Source organism: Kitasatospora sp. NBC_00039 (assembly GCF_045160625.1).
Classification (GTDB): Bacteria; Actinomycetota; Actinomycetes; order Streptomycetales; family Streptomycetaceae; genus Kitasatospora.
The window spans coordinates 3,345,121-3,363,796 of sequence record NZ_CP108289.1; the positions used below are offsets into that span (position 1 = coordinate 3,345,121).

At 71.3% G+C, this 18,676-nt stretch carries 17 protein-coding genes; 9 read left to right on the forward strand and 8 right to left on the reverse strand.

What is annotated here, in order from left to right:
• Positions 1 to 128: 128 nt before the first annotated feature.
• Together OG286_RS14730 and OG286_RS14735 are read right to left on the reverse strand one after the other, a co-directional pair.
• The gene (locus tag OG286_RS14730) at positions 129 to 794 is read right to left on the reverse strand and encodes a DUF6230 family protein (RefSeq protein ID WP_396320879.1); all 666 of its coding nucleotides are present in this window, start codon (positions 792 to 794) and stop codon (positions 129 to 131) included.
• Positions 795 to 1,502: 708 nt separating this feature from the next.
• Positions 1,503 to 2,498, reverse strand: a complete 996-nt coding sequence (locus OG286_RS14735; protein WP_405365342.1) for a tetratricopeptide repeat protein — start codon at positions 2,496 to 2,498, stop codon at positions 1,503 to 1,505.
• Positions 2,499 to 2,865: 367 nt separating this feature from the next.
• Here OG286_RS14735 and OG286_RS14740 point away from each other — a divergent pair, with 367 nt between their 5' ends.
• Positions 2,866 to 3,561, forward strand: a complete 696-nt coding sequence (locus OG286_RS14740) for a TetR/AcrR family transcriptional regulator (protein ID WP_396320877.1) — start codon at positions 2,866 to 2,868, stop codon at positions 3,559 to 3,561.
• 109 nt (positions 3,562 to 3,670) lie between these two features.
• Here the strand turns inward: OG286_RS14740 and OG286_RS14745 are convergent, their stop codons facing one another.
• The 3 genes from OG286_RS14745 to OG286_RS14755 form a co-directional block, all read right to left on the reverse strand.
• Entirely contained in the window at positions 3,671 to 5,356 is a 1,686-nt protein-coding gene (locus OG286_RS14745; RefSeq protein WP_396320876.1) for a methylmalonyl-CoA mutase, read from the reverse strand.
• Positions 5,357 to 5,552: 196 nt separating this feature from the next.
• Positions 5,553 to 5,894: a DUF3817 domain-containing protein gene (locus OG286_RS14750; protein ID WP_376154994.1), complete on the reverse strand. Its 342-nt coding sequence runs from the start codon at positions 5,892 to 5,894 to the stop codon at positions 5,553 to 5,555.
• Positions 5,895 to 6,016: 122 nt separating this feature from the next.
• Positions 6,017 to 6,607, reverse strand: coding sequence for a MarR family winged helix-turn-helix transcriptional regulator (locus OG286_RS14755; RefSeq protein WP_405361384.1), 591 nt, complete (start codon positions 6,605 to 6,607; stop codon positions 6,017 to 6,019).
• Positions 6,608 to 7,099: 492 nt separating this feature from the next.
• Here OG286_RS14755 and OG286_RS14760 point away from each other — a divergent pair, with 492 nt between their 5' ends.
• Both OG286_RS14760 and OG286_RS14765 read left to right on the forward strand, forming a co-directional pair.
• On the forward strand, positions 7,100 to 8,737 hold the full coding sequence (locus tag OG286_RS14760; RefSeq protein ID WP_396320875.1) for a M4 family metallopeptidase: 1,638 nt from the start codon (positions 7,100 to 7,102) through the stop codon (positions 8,735 to 8,737).
• A gap of 505 nt (positions 8,738 to 9,242) precedes the next feature.
• Positions 9,243 to 10,856 (forward strand): M4 family metallopeptidase, encoded by a 1,614-nt coding sequence (locus OG286_RS14765; protein WP_396320874.1) that lies wholly within the window; start codon positions 9,243 to 9,245, stop codon positions 10,854 to 10,856.
• Between the two features lie 158 nt (positions 10,857 to 11,014).
• Here the strand turns inward: OG286_RS14765 and OG286_RS14770 are convergent, their stop codons facing one another.
• Positions 11,015 to 11,353: a DUF3817 domain-containing protein gene (locus tag OG286_RS14770; protein ID WP_396320873.1), complete on the reverse strand. Its 339-nt coding sequence runs from the start codon at positions 11,351 to 11,353 to the stop codon at positions 11,015 to 11,017.
• A 223-nt stretch (positions 11,354 to 11,576) separates the two neighbouring features.
• Here OG286_RS14770 and OG286_RS14775 point away from each other — a divergent pair, with 223 nt between their 5' ends.
• From OG286_RS14775 to OG286_RS14795, 5 genes are all read left to right on the forward strand, one after another.
• Positions 11,577 to 12,365 (forward strand): DUF2127 domain-containing protein, encoded by a 789-nt coding sequence (locus OG286_RS14775; protein WP_396320872.1) that lies wholly within the window; start codon positions 11,577 to 11,579, stop codon positions 12,363 to 12,365.
• Positions 12,366 to 12,445: 80 nt separating this feature from the next.
• Positions 12,446 to 13,084: an AIM24 family protein gene (locus OG286_RS14780; protein WP_396320871.1), complete on the forward strand. Its 639-nt coding sequence runs from the start codon at positions 12,446 to 12,448 to the stop codon at positions 13,082 to 13,084.
• Complete coding sequence (locus OG286_RS14785; protein WP_396320870.1) at positions 13,084 to 13,734, forward strand: AIM24 family protein; 651 nt, start codon at positions 13,084 to 13,086, stop codon at positions 13,732 to 13,734. The genes OG286_RS14780 and OG286_RS14785 overlap by 1 nt, the downstream gene beginning before the upstream one ends.
• Before the next feature lie 257 nt (positions 13,735 to 13,991).
• A complete protein-coding gene (locus OG286_RS14790; RefSeq protein ID WP_396320961.1) occupies positions 13,992 to 14,804 on the forward strand; it encodes an AIM24 family protein in 813 nt (270 codons plus the stop codon).
• A 39-nt stretch (positions 14,805 to 14,843) separates the two neighbouring features.
• Entirely contained in the window at positions 14,844 to 15,359 is a 516-nt protein-coding gene (locus OG286_RS14795) for a MarR family winged helix-turn-helix transcriptional regulator (protein WP_396320869.1), read from the forward strand.
• An 83-nt stretch (positions 15,360 to 15,442) separates the two neighbouring features.
• On the opposite strand, the gene meaB is transcribed toward OG286_RS14795, so the two are convergent.
• Positions 15,443 to 16,399 carry a methylmalonyl Co-A mutase-associated GTPase MeaB gene (meaB, locus tag OG286_RS14800; protein ID WP_396320867.1) on the reverse strand — a complete coding sequence of 319 codons (957 nt, stop codon included), beginning with the start codon at positions 16,397 to 16,399 and terminating at the stop codon, positions 15,443 to 15,445.
• Between the two features lie 71 nt (positions 16,400 to 16,470).
• Complete coding sequence (locus OG286_RS14805; RefSeq protein WP_396320866.1) at positions 16,471 to 17,664, reverse strand: acetyl-CoA C-acetyltransferase; 1,194 nt, start codon at positions 17,662 to 17,664, stop codon at positions 16,471 to 16,473.
• A gap of 267 nt (positions 17,665 to 17,931) precedes the next feature.
• Between OG286_RS14805 and mce the strand changes: the two genes are divergently transcribed.
• Positions 17,932 to 18,375, forward strand: a complete 444-nt coding sequence (gene mce, locus OG286_RS14810) for a methylmalonyl-CoA epimerase (protein WP_396320865.1) — start codon at positions 17,932 to 17,934, stop codon at positions 18,373 to 18,375.
• Positions 18,376 to 18,676: the final 301 nt, after the last annotated feature.

Below are 18,676 nucleotides of genomic sequence, written 5' to 3' on the forward strand. Positions count from 1 at the left end.
GCTCCTCGATGGTGTGAACGAGGCGAAAAACGGGAGGGGGAGGGCCCGGGGCGGCGCATGCGCCGCCCCCGACCCCCCGGGTGCCGTGGTCGGCGGCGGATCAGGACGACCCGCCGCCGGTCAGCGACTCAGAAGCACTCGTGCCCGCCGTCGGTGTGCAGCGCGAGCTTCAGGCCCTGGAGCTTGAAGGTGCCGGCCGAGGTGGCCCAGGCGGTCTGCTGCACGTTCGACAGGTCGGCCTTGTCGGCGGCCTGGGCGAAGCCGGTGCCGCCCGAGGGCAGGCCGGTGCCGAGCTTGGACTTCCAGCCCTGGGTGGCGCTGCCCTTCAGGGTGGAGGCGTCCTGGCCGATGTTGATGTTGGTGAAGGTGGCGTCCGCGCTCAGCTGGTCGAGGTCGATCAGCAGGTTCTTCGCGGAGACCTGCTTCGCGACGTCGTCGCTCTGGCCGGCCTCGAGGCGCAGGGTGATCTTCGGCAGCTTCCACGGCAGGCCGGGGATGATGTTCGGGTCGGTCACCACCGACTGGCACAGGCCCTTGATCGTGGCCTCGTCGAACGCCGAGACGGCGACCGGGTGCGGCGTGCCGTTGGACTCGGCGTCGATCGAACCGAACTGCGCGAAGTTCGTACCGTGCAGCTCCTGCGTGGAGACCTTGAAGTTCTGGCCGGAGACGCTGAACGAAGCCGCCAGCGCGTTGTTCGCCATCGCGACGCCGACCGCGGCGGTGGCGGCGAGGCCGGGCACCATCACCAGGGCGAAGCGCTTCCAGCGGGTCTTGCCGTAGGTCTGGGACATGCGAGTCCTCCTTCTAGGACGTACATCTCCGGCGCCCGGCGGTGCGTCCCGCACCGGTGGGGGCCTGGGATGGGAGAGAGCTACGTCCTCGGTAGCGGAGAGCGCCTTGGGCGTCGTCGGACGCGGGAGCGGCCGGCACACAGCGGCACTCCCGTCCCTTCACCGACCACCCCTGCGGGGCGGCGGGCAGGACCGACGACATCGGCGATCACCCCCGAGCGACAACCAGCGACCGCGCGGGCCGCGCGGCCGGATCGAAGGACAGGAACCGCCGTGGGACCGCGGATACCCCCCTGCCCTCCCTGCCGACGGCCGGGGCCGGCGGCTTGCCCGGTGGGGATCCCTCGCTGCGTCCGCCGACCGGCTGTCGGCGGGGTGAAGTCTGGGACCGGGCGTCGCCGATGCTGCTTGAATCCCGGGCGAAGCACAAGGGGTTCATTACTGACGGGTAATCCAACATCCAATGACAACGATCATGAAAATGGACCGCCGGGCACCCTGAGTGACGAAATGGAGGAATCGTGACGGCGAAATCCGCCGGAAACACCAGCGAAACACCCGTGGGCGATCACGCGAAGTGACCGCCCACGGGTGTTGTCAAGATTTGGTAAACCTCTTACGCGATGACCGGATTGTCGCCAAATCTCCAGCGACACCGCAGGTCACCCGCCGTGCCAGTACGTACCGGCAGGACCACTCCGACCGGGCTCAGAAGAGGACGCGGGCCAGCGCCGTGCGCGCCGCCGTCACCCTCGGATCGTCCGCACCGATCACCTCGAACAGCTCCAGCAGCCGGAGCCGGACGGTGTCCCGGTCCTCGCCGAAGGTGCGCCCGACGGTGTCCACCAGGCGCCCGAAGGCGTCCTCGACATGACCGCCGACCAGGTCCAGGTCGGCCGCCTGGAGCTGGATCCCGACGTCCTTCGGAGCGGCCGCGGCCGCCGCCCGGACGGCCTGCAGGTCCAGCCCCTCCACGCGGCGCAGCAGCTGCGCCTGGGCCAGGCCGAGCCTGGCCTCGGCGTTGCCCGGCTGACCGGCCAGCACGTTCTGGTACGCCTGGATCGCGCCGCCGAGGTCCCCGCGGTCCAGGGCCTCGTGCGCGGCCTCCAGCGCCGGGTCCTCCGGCACGAACGGCGCGGCCTCGCCCGGCTCGCCGGCCGGCGCACCCGCGCCGCCGACCACGCCGAAGCGCTGCTCGGCGACCAGGATCAGCTGGTCCAGCACCTTGCGGACGTTGGCCTCGCTCTCGGCGCCCTGGAGCAGCGGCACCAGCTGGCCGGCCACCACGGCCATCACGGCCGGGATGCCCTGGATGCCGAACTGCTGCGCGATCAGCTGGTTGGCCTCGACGTCGATCTTGGCGAGCACGATCCGGCCGGCGTACTCCTCGGCCAGGCGCTCCAGGATCGGGCTGAGCTGCTTGCAGGGCCCGCACCACTCGGCCCAGAAGTCGATGACCACCGGCACTTCGGTGGAGCGCTGGACGACCTCGGCCTCGAAGGTGTCCTCGGTGACGTCGATGACGAGCTCGTACGGGGCCTGGGGGGCCGCCACGCCGGATGCTTCGGCGGCGGCCGCCTGACGGGCCCGCTCGGCCCGGGCCTGCTCGGCCTTCTGGGCAGCCTCGCCGGCTGCCTTCACTGCGGCGAGGTCGACCGCACCGCGCAGAGCGGAGCTGTTGAGACGCGAATTCCGTGGCTGCATGGCACTATCCTCCCCCGTCCGAGCTGCTGGCGGGCACCAACCTCCGGAAACTCGCCCCGCGCGGGCTGCGCGGTACCGAATCCCGAGGTGGACGGCCCGTCCCCCGGTAGCCTGAACCGTTCGGCGCGGATCCCCACCCGCACCCGCGCCGCCCCCGTCCCACGGGGTCGCGGCGCCTGGTTGTCACTGCTTTCGCTACGAGTCGTAGCGTAACTGGACCGAGGGCCCCCGCCGCAACCCCATCCGGCGCTCCCGGGACGTGAGCTGTCCCACTTTCCCGGGTGGCCAGGCTGACCTGGACGGAGGGGAGTCGCTACCGTTACCGGTCCCACCCATGTTACTTACCAGTAAATCGCAAGGAGGCCCGGTGTCGGCCGCCCAGCCCCCCCTGACCCCGGCGCGCCCGGCCCCCCGGGAAGACCCCCCACAGGCCCCGGAGGGCCCCGACGGCACCACCACCCGGGCCAAGGGCAGACCGCGCAGCGCCGCCGCCGACCTCGCCATCCTGGACGCCACCCGCGAGGCTCTCGCCGAACTCGGTTGGGGCGGGCTGACCATGGGCCACGTGGCCACCCGCGCCAAGGTCGCCAAGACCACCCTGTACCGCCGCTGGCCGTCCAAGAACGAGCTGGTGGTGGACGCCGTCGCCAGCCTCTTCGACGAGCTGGTGATGCCCGACCTCGGCAGCCTGCGGGCCGACATCGAGGCGGTGGTCTCCCAGTTCGCCGACCTGCTGGCCCGTCCGGAGACCCAGGCCGCGCTGCTCGCGCTGTTCGCCGAGGGCACCCGCGACCGTCAGCTGCGGCGGCGGATCCGGGAGGCGATCGTCGACCCGCAGAAGCGCCTCGTCCGGCAGGGCCGGGCCGCAGCCCAGGCCCGCGGCGAGCTCGCCCCGGACGACGACGAGGTGAGCGCCGGGGAGGAGATCGACATCATCTTCGACACGATCGCGGGGACGGTCGAGCACCGGGTGCTGGTCAGCGGCGAGCCGATCACCGCCGACTGGACCCGGCGCTTCACCAGCCTGCTGCTCGGGCCCTTCCCCAGCCTGACCGGGGGCTGAGCGCGCAGGCCCCCGCAGGCGCAGCACGGAGCCGCCCCGCACATGAGGACGTGCGGGGCGGCTCTCTGCGTGCACGCCCCCGGAACCGGGACCGCGCCGTGCAGGCGCCCTAGAACCGGGCGGTCTCGCGGTAGATCCCCCACTCCTCGCGCAGCGCGTTGCAGATCTCGCCCAGGGTGGCCTCGGCCCGCACCGCGTCCAGCATCGGCGGGATCATCGACGCGCCCGAGCGCGCCGCCGCCAGCATCGCGTCCAGCCCGGCCCGCACCGCCGCCTCGTCCCGGCCGGCCTTCCGCTCGGCCAGCACGCGCACCTGCTCGCGCTCGACCTCGTGGCTGACCCGCAGGATCTCCAGCTCGGGGGTGACGCTGCGCGGGTGGCAGTTGACGCCGACGACCCGCTTGTCGCCCTTCTCCACCGACTGCTGGTACTGGAAGGCCGCCTCGGCGATCTCCCCGGTGAACCAGCCCTCCTCGATCCCGCGCAGGATGCCGGAGGTGATGGGGCCGATCTCGTGGTCCTCGCGGCCCTTGTCCAGGATCCGCTGGAAGATCGCCTCGGCCTGCTCCTCGATCCGGTCGGTGAGCGCCTCGACGTACCAGGAGCCGCCCAGCGGGTCGGCCACGTTGGTGACGCCGGTCTCCTCCATCAGCACCTGCTGGGTGCGCAGGGCGATCTCGGCGGCCTGCTCGGAGGGCAGCGCCAGGGTCTCGTCCAGGGCGTTGGTGTGCAGCGAGTTGGTGCCGCCGAGCACCGCCGAGAGCGCCTCGACGGCGGTACGGACCACGTTGTTGTACGGCTGCTGGGCGGTCAGCGAGACGCCGGCGGTCTGGGTGTGGAACCGCAGCCACTGCGCCTTGTCGGTCCTGGCGCCGAAGCGGTCGCGCATCCAGCGGGCCCAGATCCGGCGGGCGGCGCGGAACTTGGCGATCTCCTCGAAGAAGTCCAGGTGCGCGTCGAAGAAGAAGGAGAGCCCGGGAGCGAAGACGTCCACGTCCAGGCCGCGGGAGAGGCCCAGCTCGACGTAGGCGAAGCCGTCGGCCAGGGTGTACGCCAGCTCCTGCGCGGCCGTGGCCCCGGCCTCGCGGATGTGGTAGCCGGAGACGGAGAGCGGCTTGTACGCCGGGATGCCCTCGGCGCAGTACGCCATCAGGTCGCCGATCAGGCGCAGGTGCGGCTCCGGGGCGAAGAGCCACTCCTTCTGGGCGATGTACTCCTTGAAGATGTCCGTCTGCAGGGTGCCGTTGAGCACCGCCGGGTCGACGCCCTGGCGCTCGGCGGCGACCAGGTACATGCAGAAGATCGGGACGGCGGGGCCGCTGATCGTCATCGAGGTGGTGACCTCGCCGAGCGGGATGCCCTTGAACAGGACCTCCATGTCGGCGGCCGAGTCGATGGCCACGCCGCAGTGGCCGACCTCGCCGAGCGACTTGGCGTCGTCGGAGTCGTACCCCATCAGGGTGGGCATGTCGAAGGCGACCGAGAGGCCGCCGCCGCCCGCCTCCAGGATCATCCTGTAGCGCTCGTTGGTCTGCTCCGCGTTGCCGAAGCCGGCGAACTGGCGGATGGTCCACGTCCGCCCGCGGTAGCCGGTGGCGTGCAGACCACGGGTGTACGGGTACTCGCCCGGCCAGCCGATCCGCTCGAAGCCCTCGACGGGCTGCCCGGCGGGCGGGCCGTAGACCGGCTCGACCTCGTCCCCGGAGAGGGTGGTGAAGTCCGCGTCCCGCTTGCGGGCACTGTCGTACCGCTGCTGCCAGCGCTGCCGTCCGCGCTCGATCTCCTCGGCGTCCATGACCCCGAACTCCGCTCCGTACGGCCGCCACGTCATCGGGACGGCACAGCTATTAGGACGTCCTACTAATTTACTCGGACGTCCTAGTACTTGTCGACGGAAGCCGGGCCGAAACGCCGGAGCGCCCCTCCTCCGGGTCGGGGAAGGGGCGCTCGCGGAGGCTCTGCGGTCGGACGCCGGGGGCCGGGGGCCGGGCTCAGACGCCGGCGGTCTGCCGGGCGGCACCGCCGGCCGGGAGCTGCTCGGCGGCCTCGCGGACCACCCGGCGCTCGGCGACGAAGGAGGCGAACGGGATGCAGCCGGCGGCCAGGGTGAGGATCATCCGACCGAGCGGCCACTTGAGCTTCTGGCCGAGCAGGAAGGTGACCACGAAGTACCCGATGTAGAGGTAGCCGTGCAGCATCGCGACGTAGGTGGTGACGTCCTCGGCGGTGTCGAAGCCGTACTTCGCGACCATGAAGCCGCAGAACACCAGCAGTGCCACACCGGTCGCAATGGCCAGGGCCCGGTACCAGCCCAGCAGGGGGTTCGCCTTCATACTCTTCATCGCCTCGCTCGGCAGGGATCGGCCGGTACGCCCGGATCTGCGCACCGCTCCCACGAGGGTAGCCGCCGCTTACGGGTGCGCCGTGCAGCGGCCTGCCCGGCCGCGGCCGCGCGCTACTCGGCCGTGGTTCCGTCCGGCTCGGCCGTGGTTCCGTCCGGCTCGGTCGTGGTTCCGTCCGGCTCGGTCGTGGTCGCGTCCGGCTCGGTGAAGTCGCCGGCCGCCACCCGCAGCGGCCGGAGCAGCTCGAACACCTGGCGGCACTGCCCGGCGTCGTACTCCTCCAGGCCGAACTCCATCGCCATCAGCTCCCGGGTGGCCTCCTCGACCACCTCGCGGCCGCGGTCGGTGATCGAGGCGAGCACGCCGCGGCCGTCCAGCGGGTTGGGCCGGCGGGCGACCAGGCCGGCCCGCTCCAGGCGGTCGACGGTGTTGGTGACGCTGGTCGGGTGGACCATCAGCCGCTCGCCGATCTTGGAGAGCGAGAGCTCGCCGGTCCGGCTGAAGGTGAGCAGCACCAGCGCCTCGTAGCGCGCGAAGGTCAGCCCGTACGGCTTGAGCACCGTGTCCACCCGCGAGAGCAGGATCTGGTGGGCGCGCATGATCGAGGTGATCGCCGCCATCGAGGGGACCCCGCCCCAGCGGCGGGCCCAGAGCTCGTCGGCGCGGGCGATCGGGTCGAAGTCGAGTGCGAGGGGCTTGGCCACCTCCTTACCGTACCGGCGGGTGGGGCCGCCGCTATCAGGCGTCCTGATGGTGGACAAGTGAGACACGTGGCGGGATCCCGCCAGTGGGGCGGCCAGGTCCGTACCAGGACATTGCAGGGGTGTGAACGCCCGCCAACCCGCCGACGGCGATTCGGCATTGGCTCCCGACCCGGCGCCCGGCCCGCTATCAGGCCTCGGTTCGGGCGGTAACCCGCTGCAAGACGGGGTGATTTGACTGATTTGTCGCTCTGTTCACAATCCGCCGGACTGGCGAGACCTGGCCAATTGATGAACAAGACCTGTCATTTAACTTGTTGGATTGTCATGCTTTCGGCCAGCCCCGTCCGGCAGCCACCGCCCCACTCACCGGTGGCTCGCCGCTCGACCGCACGGAGCAGCCCGTCAGCGCCCGTTCCGCCCCTCAGGTGCCAACCCCGGCACCCCGGGACGAGGTGCGACCGCGCACACGCGGTTTCCCGGAAGGACCTGTACGTGAAGCGAAAGCTCGCAGCCGGCGCCGTACTCTCCGCCACCGCGCTCCTCACCGGCGTCATCCAGGTGAGCACCGCCGCCCAGGCCGCCCCCGCCCCCTCGGCCCAGGCGCAGGCGTCGCAGCAGCGCGAGGCCGTCCTCGCCGTGGCGAAGGGTCAGGCCGACCCGCTGGCGAAGGCGCTGGCGCTGGGCGGCCAGGAGAAGCTGGTCGCAAAGGACGCCGTGGTGGACGCCAACGGCACCCGTCACCTCCGCTTCGAGCGCACCTTCGCCGGCCTGCCCGTCCTCGGCGGTGACCTGGTGGTCCACCAGGCCGCCGACGGCGCCGTGAAGGCCGTGGACAAGGCCGTCGGCGCCACGATCGCGCTGCCCAGCCTCACCCCGCAGATCCCCGCCGACAAGGCGGCCGCGCAGGCCTCCGGCGCCGTGCAGGCCACCGTCGGCATCACCGCCGACAAGGACGAGTCCCCGCTGAAGGAGGTCCACCAGACCGGCGCCGCCGAGCTGGTGGTCTGGGCCGCGGACGGCAACCCGCGCCTGGCGTACCGGACGACCGTCGAGGGCGTCCGCGCCGACGGCACCCCGAGCAGCCAGTTGCTGGTCACCGACGCCGCCAGCGGCGAGGTGCTCTCCACCCACGAGCAGGTCCAGACCGCGGCCGGCAGCGGCAAGGGCGTCTTCGTCGGCTCCGTCCCGCTGACCACCACCAGCGTCTCCGGCGGCTTCTCGCTGAAGGACGCCTCCCGTGGCGGCCAGTCCACCGTCGACTTCAAGAACCGGACCTCCGGCTCCGGCACCCTGTACACCGACGCGGACAACGCCTGGGGCACCGGCCTCGCCTCCGACACCCAGTCGGCCGCGGTCGACGCCCAGTTCGGCGCGGCGGCCACCTGGGACTTCTACAAGAACACCTTCGGCCGCAACGGCATCAAGAACAACGGCGTCGGCGCCACCAGCCGGGTCCACTACGGCAAGAACTACGTCAACGCCTTCTGGAGCGACGCCTGCTTCTGCATGTCGTACGGTGACGGCGCGAGCAACAGCCACCCGCTGACCGAGATCGACGTGGCCGGCCACGAGATGACCCACGGCGTCACCTCCGCCACCGCCAACCTGAACTACTCGGGCGAGTCCGGCGGCCTCAACGAGGCCACCTCGGACATCTTCGGCACCATGGTCGAGTTCTACGCGAACCTCGCCAGCGACAAGCCGGACTACCTGATCGGCGAGGAGATCGACCTCAACGGCGACGGCACCCCGCTGCGCTACATGGACAAGCCCTCCAAGGACGGCGGCTCGGCCGACTCCTGGTCGTCCGGCGTGGGCAACCTCGACGTCCACTACTCCTCGGGCGTGGCCAACCACTTCTTCTACCTGCTGGCCGAGGGCAGCGGCGCCAAGACCATCAACGGCGTCAGCTACAACAGCCCGACCTCCAACGGTTCGACGGTCACCGGCATCGGCCGGGACAAGGCCGCGGCCATCTGGTACCGCGCGCTGACCGTCTACTTCACCTCCACCACCAACTACAAGGCGGCCCGCACCGGCACGCTGAGCGCGGCGGCGGACCTCTACGGCGCGACCAGCGCCGAGTACCAGGCGGTGGCGGCCGCCTGGAGTGGCGTCAACGTCAACTGACGTAACGCGCCCGGGGCCTGGCGGGCCCTGCGAACGCCCGGGGCCCTCACTGGGAGGGGAGGCCCCGGGCGTTCGCGCGTCCGGAGGCGCGTGCACCGGCACGTCCGGACGAGCATGTGCGCACGCGCTCGTCCGGCGGCGCGTGCGCACCCGCGCGTCCGGGCCCGCGTAGCAAGGGGCGGCGGGCCCGGCAAGGCCCGCCGCTGGCGGGATCCCGCCAGCGGGGCGAAACGCCCGAAGCGGACATCCGCCGCACCCGGACCACCCGTACCGGCGAGTGGCGAGACCTGGCCAATCCCCGGCGGCGCCCTGTCCTTTCCGCCTGTCGGATTGTCATGCTTCTGTCCAAGCCCCGTTCGACGGCCGTCACCCCCACCCACCGACCGGCCGTCCAGGACCGCACGGGAGCAGCACGTCAGCGCCCTACCGCCCCACGGCGCCAACCCCGGCGCCCCGGTATGCGGCGTGACCGCGCACACGCGGTTTCCCGGAAGGAACCCCGTACGTGAAGCGAAAGCTGACAGCCGGCGCCGTACTCTCCGCCACCGCCCTGCTGGCCGGCGCCATCCAGGTCGCCGCCGCACCCGCCCAGGCCTCCGCCCCCTCCGTCACCCAGCAGCGCGACGCGCTGATCGCCCTGGCCGGCGGCGAGGCCGCCCCGCTCGCGCAGTCGCTCGCGCTCGGCGGCCAGGAGCGGCTGGTCGTCAAGGACGCCGTGGTGGACGCCAACGGCGACCGCCACCTGCGCTACGAGCGGACGCTCGGCGGCCTGCCGGTGATCGGTGGCGACCTGGTGGTGCACCAGAAGGCCAACGGCTCCGTCACCTCGGTGGACCGGGCCTTCACCGGGCAGCTGTCGCTGCCGAGCCTCACCCCGTCGCTCTCCGCCGACAAGGCGTCCGCCCAGGCGCTCGGTGCCGTCCGGGCCACCGTCGGCATCGCGGCCGACAAGGACGAGTCGGCGATCAGCCGGGTCGACGGCGCCGGCTCGGCCACCCTGGTGGTCTGGGCGGCCGACGGCAGCCCGCGGCTCGCGTACCAGACGGTGGTGCAGGGCCAGCGCGCCGACGGCACCCCGAGCAGCCAGCGGCTGGTCACCGACGCGGCCACCGGCGAGGTGCTCTCCACCCACGAGGAGTTCCAGACCGCGACCGGCAGCGGCAAGGGCGTCAACGTCGGCTCGGTCACCCTGACCACCACCCAGAGCGGCTCGACCTACCAGCTCAAGGACGGCTCGCGGGGCAACCAGTGGACCGGCAACGCCGCGTCCGGGAACGCGCTGTACACCGACGCGGACAACGTCTGGGGCAACGGCCTCGCCTCCAACACCCAGTCGGCCGCGGTCGACGCCCAGTTCGGCGCCGGCGCGACCTGGGACTTCTACAAGAACACCTTCGGCCGCAGCGGCATCAAGAACAACGGCGTCGGCGCCAGCAGCCGGGTCCACTACGGCTCCAACTACGTCAACGCGTTCTGGAACGACTCCTGCTTCTGCATGACGTACGGCGACGGCTCCGGCAACACCCACCCGCTGACCGCGATCGACGTCGCCGGCCACGAGATGACCCACGGCGTCACCTCCGCCACCGCCGGTCTGGTCTACTCCGGCGAGTCCGGCGGCCTCAACGAGGCCACCTCGGACATCTTCGGCACCATGGTCGAGTGGTACGCCAACCTGCCGGTGGACGTGCCGGACTACCTGATCGGCGAGAAGCTCAACATCAACGGCAACGGCACCCCGCTGCGCTACATGGACAAGCCCTCCAAGGACGGCGCGTCCAAGGACTCCTGGTACTCCGGGGTCGGCAACGTGGACGTCCACTACTCCTCGGGCGTGGCCAACCACTTCTTCTACCTGCTGGCCGAGGGCAGCGGCGCCAAGACCATCAACGGCGTCAGCTACAACAGCCCGACCTCCAACGGCTCCACCGTCACCGGCATCGGCCGGAACAAGGCCGCGGCCATCTGGTACCGCGCGCTGACCGTCTACTTCACCTCCACCACCAACTACAAGGCCGCGCGCACGGCGACCCTGAAGGCTGCCTCCGACCTCTACGGCGCGACCAGCACCGAGTACAAGGCGGTGGCCGCGGCCTGGAGCGCGGTCAACGTCAACTAGGGCCGGGCCCCCGTCCGGCCGGCCGGGACCTCACCGCCCGAGAACCGCCCCGGGGAGGCCGGGCCACCCCTGAACCACCTCCGGAAACGGCGACAGGCTGCCGGGGCCCTCTGGGAGAGGAGGCCCCGGCAGCCTGTCGGCCGTTGACGGCGTGCGGCTCAGGCCGCGGCGGGCTCGCGGGCCGGCGCCGCTCCGCCGAGCTCCTCCTTCTTCAGGATGCGCTCGGCGAAGAACCCGCCGGTGGGCAGCACCGAGAGGACGAAGAGCAGGACGCCGCGCTTCACGTCCCACTTCTGCGCCTGCCAGGCCATGATCCAGAAGACCACGTAGAGAATGAACAGGATCCCGTGGACCATGCCCATCACCGGGACGGCGTCGAAGCTGGTGGTGCGCTTGAGCACCGAGCAGACCAGGAGCAGGAGGAAGGAGAGGCCCTCGGGGCCGGAGACCAGGCGCAGGCGGTGGACGGCGCTGCTGTTCACGATGGGGTACCTCATAGCGGAGTCGGAGATCGCTTGTGAACCGGCTCACAAGCATCCCCGCCATTATCACCGAGCACATGCCCGGGCCCGCGGCCGGGGTGCGCCCCCGTGCCGGATGTCACAGCCGTGCAGCAGATCGCCCCCGGTCGCGGCGCCGGGCCGGCCACCACCTCTATCCTGCTGCCGCGCCCGGCGATCCGGACGCCGTCCGCATCGCAGCACCACGGGGGTACCACCGATGTTCAAGCTGGACTGGGACCGAAGGACCTGCGCCCGGCGCGGGCACGTCACCTACGCGCCGACCGAGCCCGAGCTGAACCGCCGGCTGCACGCCGCGACCTCGCTCGGTGACGCCTGGCGCTGCCTGCGCTGCGGCGACTTCTCGCTCGGCGCCCCGCACGGATCCGGACCGGCCGACGAGGCACCGCTGGTGCCGCGCGGCAAGGCCCTGCGGGACGTCTTCATCCTCCGCTTCCTGGCCGTCGAGCGGCTGCTGCGCGGGCTGCTGATCGTCGTGGTGGCCTGGGGCGTCTGGAAGTTCTCCAACAGCCAGGACGCCGTGCGCCGGGTCTTCGACGAGAACCTGACGGTGTTCCGGCCCGTGACCGAGCACTTCCACTGGGACCTCGAGCACTCCCCGATCGCCGACACCATCCGCAAGACCTTCGACTACAAGCACAGCACCCTGCTGATCGTCGCGGGCGCACTCCTGGTCTACGCGCTGATCGAGATCGTCGAGGCGTACGGGCTCTGGCTGGGCCGGCGCTGGGCCGAGTACCTCACGGTGGTGGCCACCGCGGCCTTCCTCCCGCTGGAGGTGTACGAGCTGACCGAGCACGTCAGCGCCCTGAAGATCTGCACGCTGGTGCTGAACATCGTCGCGGTGCTCTGGATCCTGCTCTCCAAGCGCCTCTTCGGGCTGCGCGGCGGCGTGGTGGCCTTCGAGGCCGAGCGCCACTCGGCCTCGCTGCTGGAGGTGGAGCAGGCCGCGGGCGCCGTCCCGCAGGGCGCGCAGACCCGGGTCTGATCCGGGCATTTGTCGCAGACCGGTACCAGAACGCCGACGCCCCCTCCCCGTCGCGCGCCCGATACGGCTACATTGCGCCCGTGGCACAGTTTCGACTCCAGGGGTCCAAGACGCTCGCCGTCGACTTGACGGGCGACGGCGTGAAAGCCAGAAACGGCTCGATGGTCGCGTACAGCGGCCAGATGAGCTTCAAGAAACTCAGCGGTGGCGGTGACGGCCTGCGTGGCATGGTCACCCGCCGGCTGACCGGCGAGCAGATGACGGTCATGGAGGTGAAGGGGCAGGGCACCTGCTACTTCGCCGACAAGGCCACCGAGATCAACCTCGTCCGGTTGAACGGCGAGACGCTCTACGTCGAGTCCGACAACCTGCTCTGCACCGAGGGCACGCTGCGGACCGGCACCACCTTCACCGGCCTGAACGGCATCTCCTCCGGCAACGGCCTGTTCACCACCAAGGTCGAGGGCAGCGGCTGGGCCGCCGTCACCTCCAAGGGGCCGGCGATCATCCTGCGGGTCACCCAGGGCATGCCGCTGCGGGTGGACCCGGGGGCGTACGTGGCGCACACCGGCAACCTGAACCGCAGCCTGAAGTCCGGCGCCGGCTGGAGCACGTTCATCGGCGAGGGCGGTGGCGAGGCCGTCCAGGTGGAGTTCACCGGCGAGGGCCTGGTGTACGTGCAGCCGTCCGAGAAGCTGACCGTCGGGGGCGACGTCTGATGCCGTTCACCAGGATCAACAACAAGATGATCGAGGCCCGGGTCGTCCCCGGCCAGCGGCTGTTCAGCCAGCGCGGTGCAATGCTCGCGTACACCGGCGAGGTCCGGTTCACGCCGAACATCACCGGCGGGCAGGGCGGCGTCATGTCGATGATCGGCCGGCGGGTGGCCAACGAGGACACCCCGCTGATGACCGTCGAGGGCCAGGGCACCGTGATGTTCGGCCACGGCGGCCACCACGTGCATGTGATCGAGCTGGCCGGCGACACCCTGTACGTCGAGGCGGACCGGCTGCTGGCCTTCGAGGGCTCGCTGCAGCAGTCCACCATGTTCATGGGCTCGCAGGGCGGCGTGATGGGCATGGTCCGCGGCCAGGTGACCGGCCAGGGCCTGTTCACCACCAAGCTGGACGGCCACGGCGCGGTGGCGGTGATGGCGCACGGCGGCGTCTTCGAGCTGCCGATCACCCCGCACCAGCCGGTGCACGTCGACCCCCAGGCCTATGTCGCGCACCGCGGCCAGGTCCAGAACAAGCTGTCCACCGCGCTGGGTTGGCGCGACATGATCGGACGCGGCTCCGGCGAGGCCTTCCAGCTGGAGCTGTCCGGCAACGGCACCGTGTTCGTGCAGGCGAGCGAGGAGAAGCTCTGATGTCCTACCCGCCGCAGCCCCCCTACGGGCAGCCGAACGACCCGTACGGCCAGCAGCAGCCGTACGGCCAGCCGTCGCCGTACAACCAGCCCACCCAGCCCGGCTTCCCGGCCGCCCCGCCGCCGCCCGGCTACGGCCAGCAGCCCGGCCAGGGCTACCCGCCCCCGCCTCCGCAGGGCTACCCCCAGCAGGGCTACCCCGCGCAGCAGCCGCCGCAGCAGTACGCCCAGGAGCAGTTCGGCGGCGCCCAGGCCCCGCTGCCCAAGGCGCAGGACGGCTCCGGCCCGGTCGTGCACGACGCGCACAGCCTGCCGGTCAACGACAACGTCAACCCGTACGCCTTCTCGGTGGACCTGAACGGGTCGTACTTCCTGCAGAAGGGCAAGATGATCGCCTACTACGGCGACATCTCCTTCAAGGGCGTCGGCGCCGGCGCGATCGACCGGATGCTCGGCCAGCACTTCAACTCGCCGATGCACGCGGCGGACTGGGTGGTCGCCGAGGGCCGGGGCAAGCTGCTGCTGGCCGACCGGGCCTTCGACCTCAACTCCTACGACCTGGAGGAGGGGAACCTGACGGTCCGCTCGGGCAACCTGCTGGCGTACGAGCCGACGCTGCGGCTCAAGCAGTCGATCATCCCCGGGTTCCTCACCCTGATCGGCAGCGGCAAGTTCGTGGCGGCCTCCAACGGCCCGGTGCACTTCGTCGAGCCGCCGATCCGGGTAGACCCGCAGGCTCTGGTCGGCTGGGCGGACTGCCCCGCGCCGTGCCACCACTACGACCACGACTACATGCACGGGGTGATCGGCGGCATCCGCCGGCTGACCGGGCTGGGCGGGGCGTCCGGCGAGGAGCACCAGTTCGAGTTCATCGGCGCCGGCCAGGTGCTGCTGCAGTCGACCGAGGTGCTGATGGCCGAGCGCGCGGTGGGCCAGGTGCACGCCGAGGCGGGCGTGCCGATGGGCGGGGTGCCGTCGCAGCACGCGTCCGGCCACGGCAGCCAGCTGCCCAACGTCAACGTGCCGGGGCTCGGTAACCTGGGCGACCTCGGACGGCGCTTCGGGCTCTGAACTTGTACAAGATTTAACTAAATACGGTATGCTGTCCGCATGGATACGCACACAGTCGACGCCGCGGACGTCTCCCCCTCGGGCCCGGAGGAGGAGACTCCCTGGCTGACCGCCCGGGAGCAGCGGCTGTGGCGTGCCCACCTGGAGGTCGCCAAGCTACTGGACTACCAGCTCGGCCGTGAGCTCCAGCCGCACAACCTCGCGATCAACGACTACGAGATCCTGGTCGTCCTCTCGGAGGCTCCCGAGCGGCGGATGCGGATGACCGACCTGGCCACCGCCACCCTCCAGTCCAAGAGCCGGCTCTCGCACCAGATCACGCGGATGGAGACGGCCGGGCTGGTCCTGCGGCAGGAGTGTCCGGGCGACCGGCGCGGGCTCTACGCCCACCTCACCGAGCAGGGCTGGGCGACCATGCAGAAGGTCGCCCCGGACCACGTGCGCAGCGTCCGGGCACACTTCATCGACCGCTTCACGCCCGAGCAGCTCGACGCGATGTACGAGGCGCTGGCCCCCGTCGCCGAACACCTGCGCGGGCTGCGCGGCCGCTCCTGAGCGGGCCGTGACCGCAGACCTGCCCCGAACGCGCGGAGAGGGCCGGCCCCCGTCGGGTACGGGGACCGGCCCTCTCGTCGCGTTCAGCCCCGGGTGAGCCCGGCGACCAGCTCGTCGGCGGCCCCGTACGGGTCCAGCTCGCCGGCCACCACCCGCTCGGCCAGCGTCGCCAGGTGACGGTCACCGTGCAGGTCGCCGATCCGGGACCGCAGCGCGGCCAGCGCGATCGCCTCGACCTCGTCCGCGGCACGGCGGCGGCGGCGCGCGGCCAGCTCGCCGTGCTCCTCCAGCCAGGCTCGGTGCTTCTCCAGCGCCTCGACCACCTCGTCCACGCCCTCGCCGCGGGCCGCGACGGTCTTCACGATCGGCGGGCGCCAGTCCCCCGCCTCACGGGCCTCCCCGAGGCCGAGCATGTGGTTCAGCTCCCGGGCGGTGGCGTCGGCGCCGTCCCGGTCGGCCTTGTTGACCACGAAGACGTCGCCGATCTCCAGGATCCCGGCCTTGGCGGCCTGGATGCCGTCGCCCATCCCGGGGGCGAGCAGCACCACCGTGGTGTCCGCCTGGGCGGCGACCTCCACCTCGGACTGGCCGACGCCGACGGTCTCGACCAGGATCACGTCACAGCCGGCCGCGTCGAGCACCCGCAGCGCCTGCGGGGCCGCCCAGGAGAGGCCGCCCAGGTGTCCGCGGGTGGCCATCGAGCGGATGAAGACCTCCGGGTCGGTGGCGTGGTCCTGCATCCGGACCCGGTCGCCGAGCAGCGCACCGCCGGAGAACGGCGAGGACGGGTCGACGGCCAGCACACCGACCCGCTTGCCGAGCCGGCGGTAGGCCGAGACCAGCGCGGAGGTGGAGGTCGACTTGCCCACACCCGGGGACCCGGTCAGCCCGACGGTGTAGGCCCGGCCGGTGTACGGCGCGAGCGCCGCCATCGCCTCGCGCAGCTGCGGGGCGGCGTTCTCGACCAGCGAGATCAGCCGGGCGACGGCACGCGGACGGCCCTGCCGGGCCTGCTCGACCAGCGTCGCGACATCGATCATCGGGATCTCCTTGTGGATCGGGGCCGCGGACCGCTTGTGGCGGTCCGCAGCCCCGAAGATATGTCGGACGATCAGGCCTTCGGAACCCTGACGATCAGCGCGTCGCCCTGGCCGCCGCCGCCGCAGAGCGCGGCCGCACCGACGCCGCCGCCGCGCCGCTGGAGCTCCAGCGCCAGGTGCAGCACCACGCGGGCGCCGGACATCCCGATCGGGTGGCCGAGCGCGATCGCGCCGCCGTTCACGTTGACGATGTCGGAGGAGACGCCCAGGTCCTTGCCGGACTGGTAGGCGACGGCCGCGAACGCCTCGTTGATCTCGATCAGGTCGAGGTCGGCGACCTCCAGACCCTCCTTGGCCAGCGCGTGCTTGATCGCGTTGGACGGCTGCGACTGCAGCGAGTTGTCCGGGCCCGCGACGTTGCCGTGCGCGCCGATCTCGGCGATCCAGGTCAGGCCCAGCTCCTCGGCCTTGGCCTTGCTCATCACGACCACCGCGGCGGCGCCGTCGGAGATCTGCGAGGAGGTACCGGCGGTGATCGTGCCGTCCTTGGTGAAGGCCGGGCGCAGCTTGGCCAGGCCCTCGACGGTGGTGTCCGCGCGGATGCCCTCGTCCTGGCTGAAGACGACCGGCTCGCCCCTGCGCTGCGGGATCTCGACCGGGACGATCTCGGCCTCGAAGACGCCGTTCTGCTGCGCCTTGGCGGCGCGCTGGTGGGAGGCGGCGGCGATCTCGTCCTGGGCCTCGCGCGGGATGCCCAGGCGGGCGTTGTGCTTCTCGGTGGACTCGCCCATCGGGATGTTCTCGTAGGCGTCGGTCAGACCGTCGTACGCCATCGCGTCCAGCAGCTCGACCGCGCCGTACTTGTAGCCCTCGCGGGACTTCGGCAGCAGGTGCGGGGCGTTGGTCATGGACTCCTGGCCGCCGGCCACCACGATGTCGAACTCGCCGGCGCGGATCAGCTGGTCGGCCAGCGCGATGGCGTCCAGGCCGGAGAGGCACACCTTGTTGATGGTGAGTGCCGGGACGTTCATCGGGATGCCGGCCTTCACGGCGGCCTGGCGGGCAGGGATCTGGCCCGCGCCGGCCTGCAGCACCTGGCCCATGATCACGTACTGGACCTGGTCACCCGTGATGCCGGCCCGCTCCACGGCGGCCTTGATCGCGAAGCCGCCGAGGTCGGCGCCGGAGAATCCCTTGAGCGAACCGAGCAAGCGACCCATCGGGGTCCGCGCACCGGCAACGATCACAGAGGTGGTGTTGGTCATGGGACGAGCCCCTTCGCACGTCGTGGCCAGGTGAGGATGCCGCTCAATGTACTGACCTGTAACCCGCCCGTCACCGGAGCGACGGTGTGATCGAGCGCACTGGCACTGTCCAGTCAACACCGTGTCAACCCGGTCCGGGTGAACCGCGCCGTGACCGTCCGGGCGCGGCGGCCGTGTGAGCAGGCTCGCACCGCCATCGCTGGCGCGCTCCGGCCGCATGCGCTGCACTGTTGCCGTCCCGTTGCCCGTCCAGACCCGGAGGCCACTGTGCTGACCCGCATCGACCACATCGGCATCGCCTGCCGCGACCTCGACAAGACGGTCGAGTTCTACCGCGCCACCTACGGCTTCGAGGTGTTCCACAGCGAGGTCAACGAGGAGCAGGGGGTGCGCGAGGCCATGCTCAAGATCAACGACACCGGCGACGGCGGCGCCTCCTACCTCCAGTTGCTGGAGCCCACCCGGCCCGACTCCACCGTCGCCAAGTGGCTGGAGAAGAACGGCGAGGGCGTCCACCACATCGCCTTCGGCACCGCCGACGTGGACGGCGACGCCGAGGAGATCCGCGCCAAGGGCGTCCGCGTCCTCTACGAGCAGCCGCGGATCGGCTCCATGGGATCGCGGATCACCTTCCTCCACCCGAAGGACTGCGGCGGCGTGCTGACCGAGCTCGTGACCTCCGCCGAGCCGGCCGATCACGAGGCCCACTGAGCCGCCGGCGGGTGCCGCCGACGGGCGGCACCCACTGGTGACCCGTCAGTAATGTCGCCCTCTGCCCGGAAAACCCCCACGCGGCCATTCCCCCGCAGGGCGCTCCCACTACAATGCCCAGGTGCGCGAAGACTCCGGGGGACGGGGACGACGGGCACGGCCGATGACAGGCCCGTCCGCCCCCCGGTGGTCGGCCCGTCGCAGGGGAGTCCATTACGCGGGCACGGCTGAACAGTCGCAGTTCGGATCTGTCACCATTCTCCACAGGCAAGAGTTCGCCCAGAAGTCCACCCGGACGGGG

Bases quoted from the DNA above. Each gene is read 5' to 3' on its own strand.
- OG286_RS14730 (WP_396320879.1), bottom strand. From the start codon at position 794: ATGTCCCAGACCTACGGCAAGACCCGCTGGAAGCGCTTCGCCCTGGTG.
- OG286_RS14735 (WP_405365342.1), bottom strand. From the start codon at position 2,498: ATGCAGCCACGGAATTCGCGTCTCAACAGCTCCGCTCTGCGCGGTGCG.
- OG286_RS14745 (WP_396320876.1), bottom strand. From the start codon at position 5,356: ATGGACGCCGAGGAGATCGAGCGCGGACGGCAGCGCTGGCAGCAGCGG.
- OG286_RS14750 (WP_376154994.1), bottom strand. From the start codon at position 5,894: ATGAAGGCGAACCCCCTGCTGGGCTGGTACCGGGCCCTGGCCATTGCG.
- OG286_RS14770 (WP_396320873.1), bottom strand. From the start codon at position 11,353: ATGAGGTACCCCATCGTGAACAGCAGCGCCGTCCACCGCCTGCGCCTG.
- OG286_RS14775 (WP_396320872.1), top strand. From the start codon at position 11,577: ATGTTCAAGCTGGACTGGGACCGAAGGACCTGCGCCCGGCGCGGGCAC.
- OG286_RS14785 (WP_396320870.1), top strand. From the start codon at position 13,084: ATGCCGTTCACCAGGATCAACAACAAGATGATCGAGGCCCGGGTCGTC.
- OG286_RS14795 (WP_396320869.1), top strand. From the start codon at position 14,844: ATGGATACGCACACAGTCGACGCCGCGGACGTCTCCCCCTCGGGCCCG.
- meaB (WP_396320867.1), bottom strand. From the start codon at position 16,399: ATGATCGATGTCGCGACGCTGGTCGAGCAGGCCCGGCAGGGCCGTCCG.
- OG286_RS14805 (WP_396320866.1), bottom strand. From the start codon at position 17,664: ATGACCAACACCACCTCTGTGATCGTTGCCGGTGCGCGGACCCCGATG.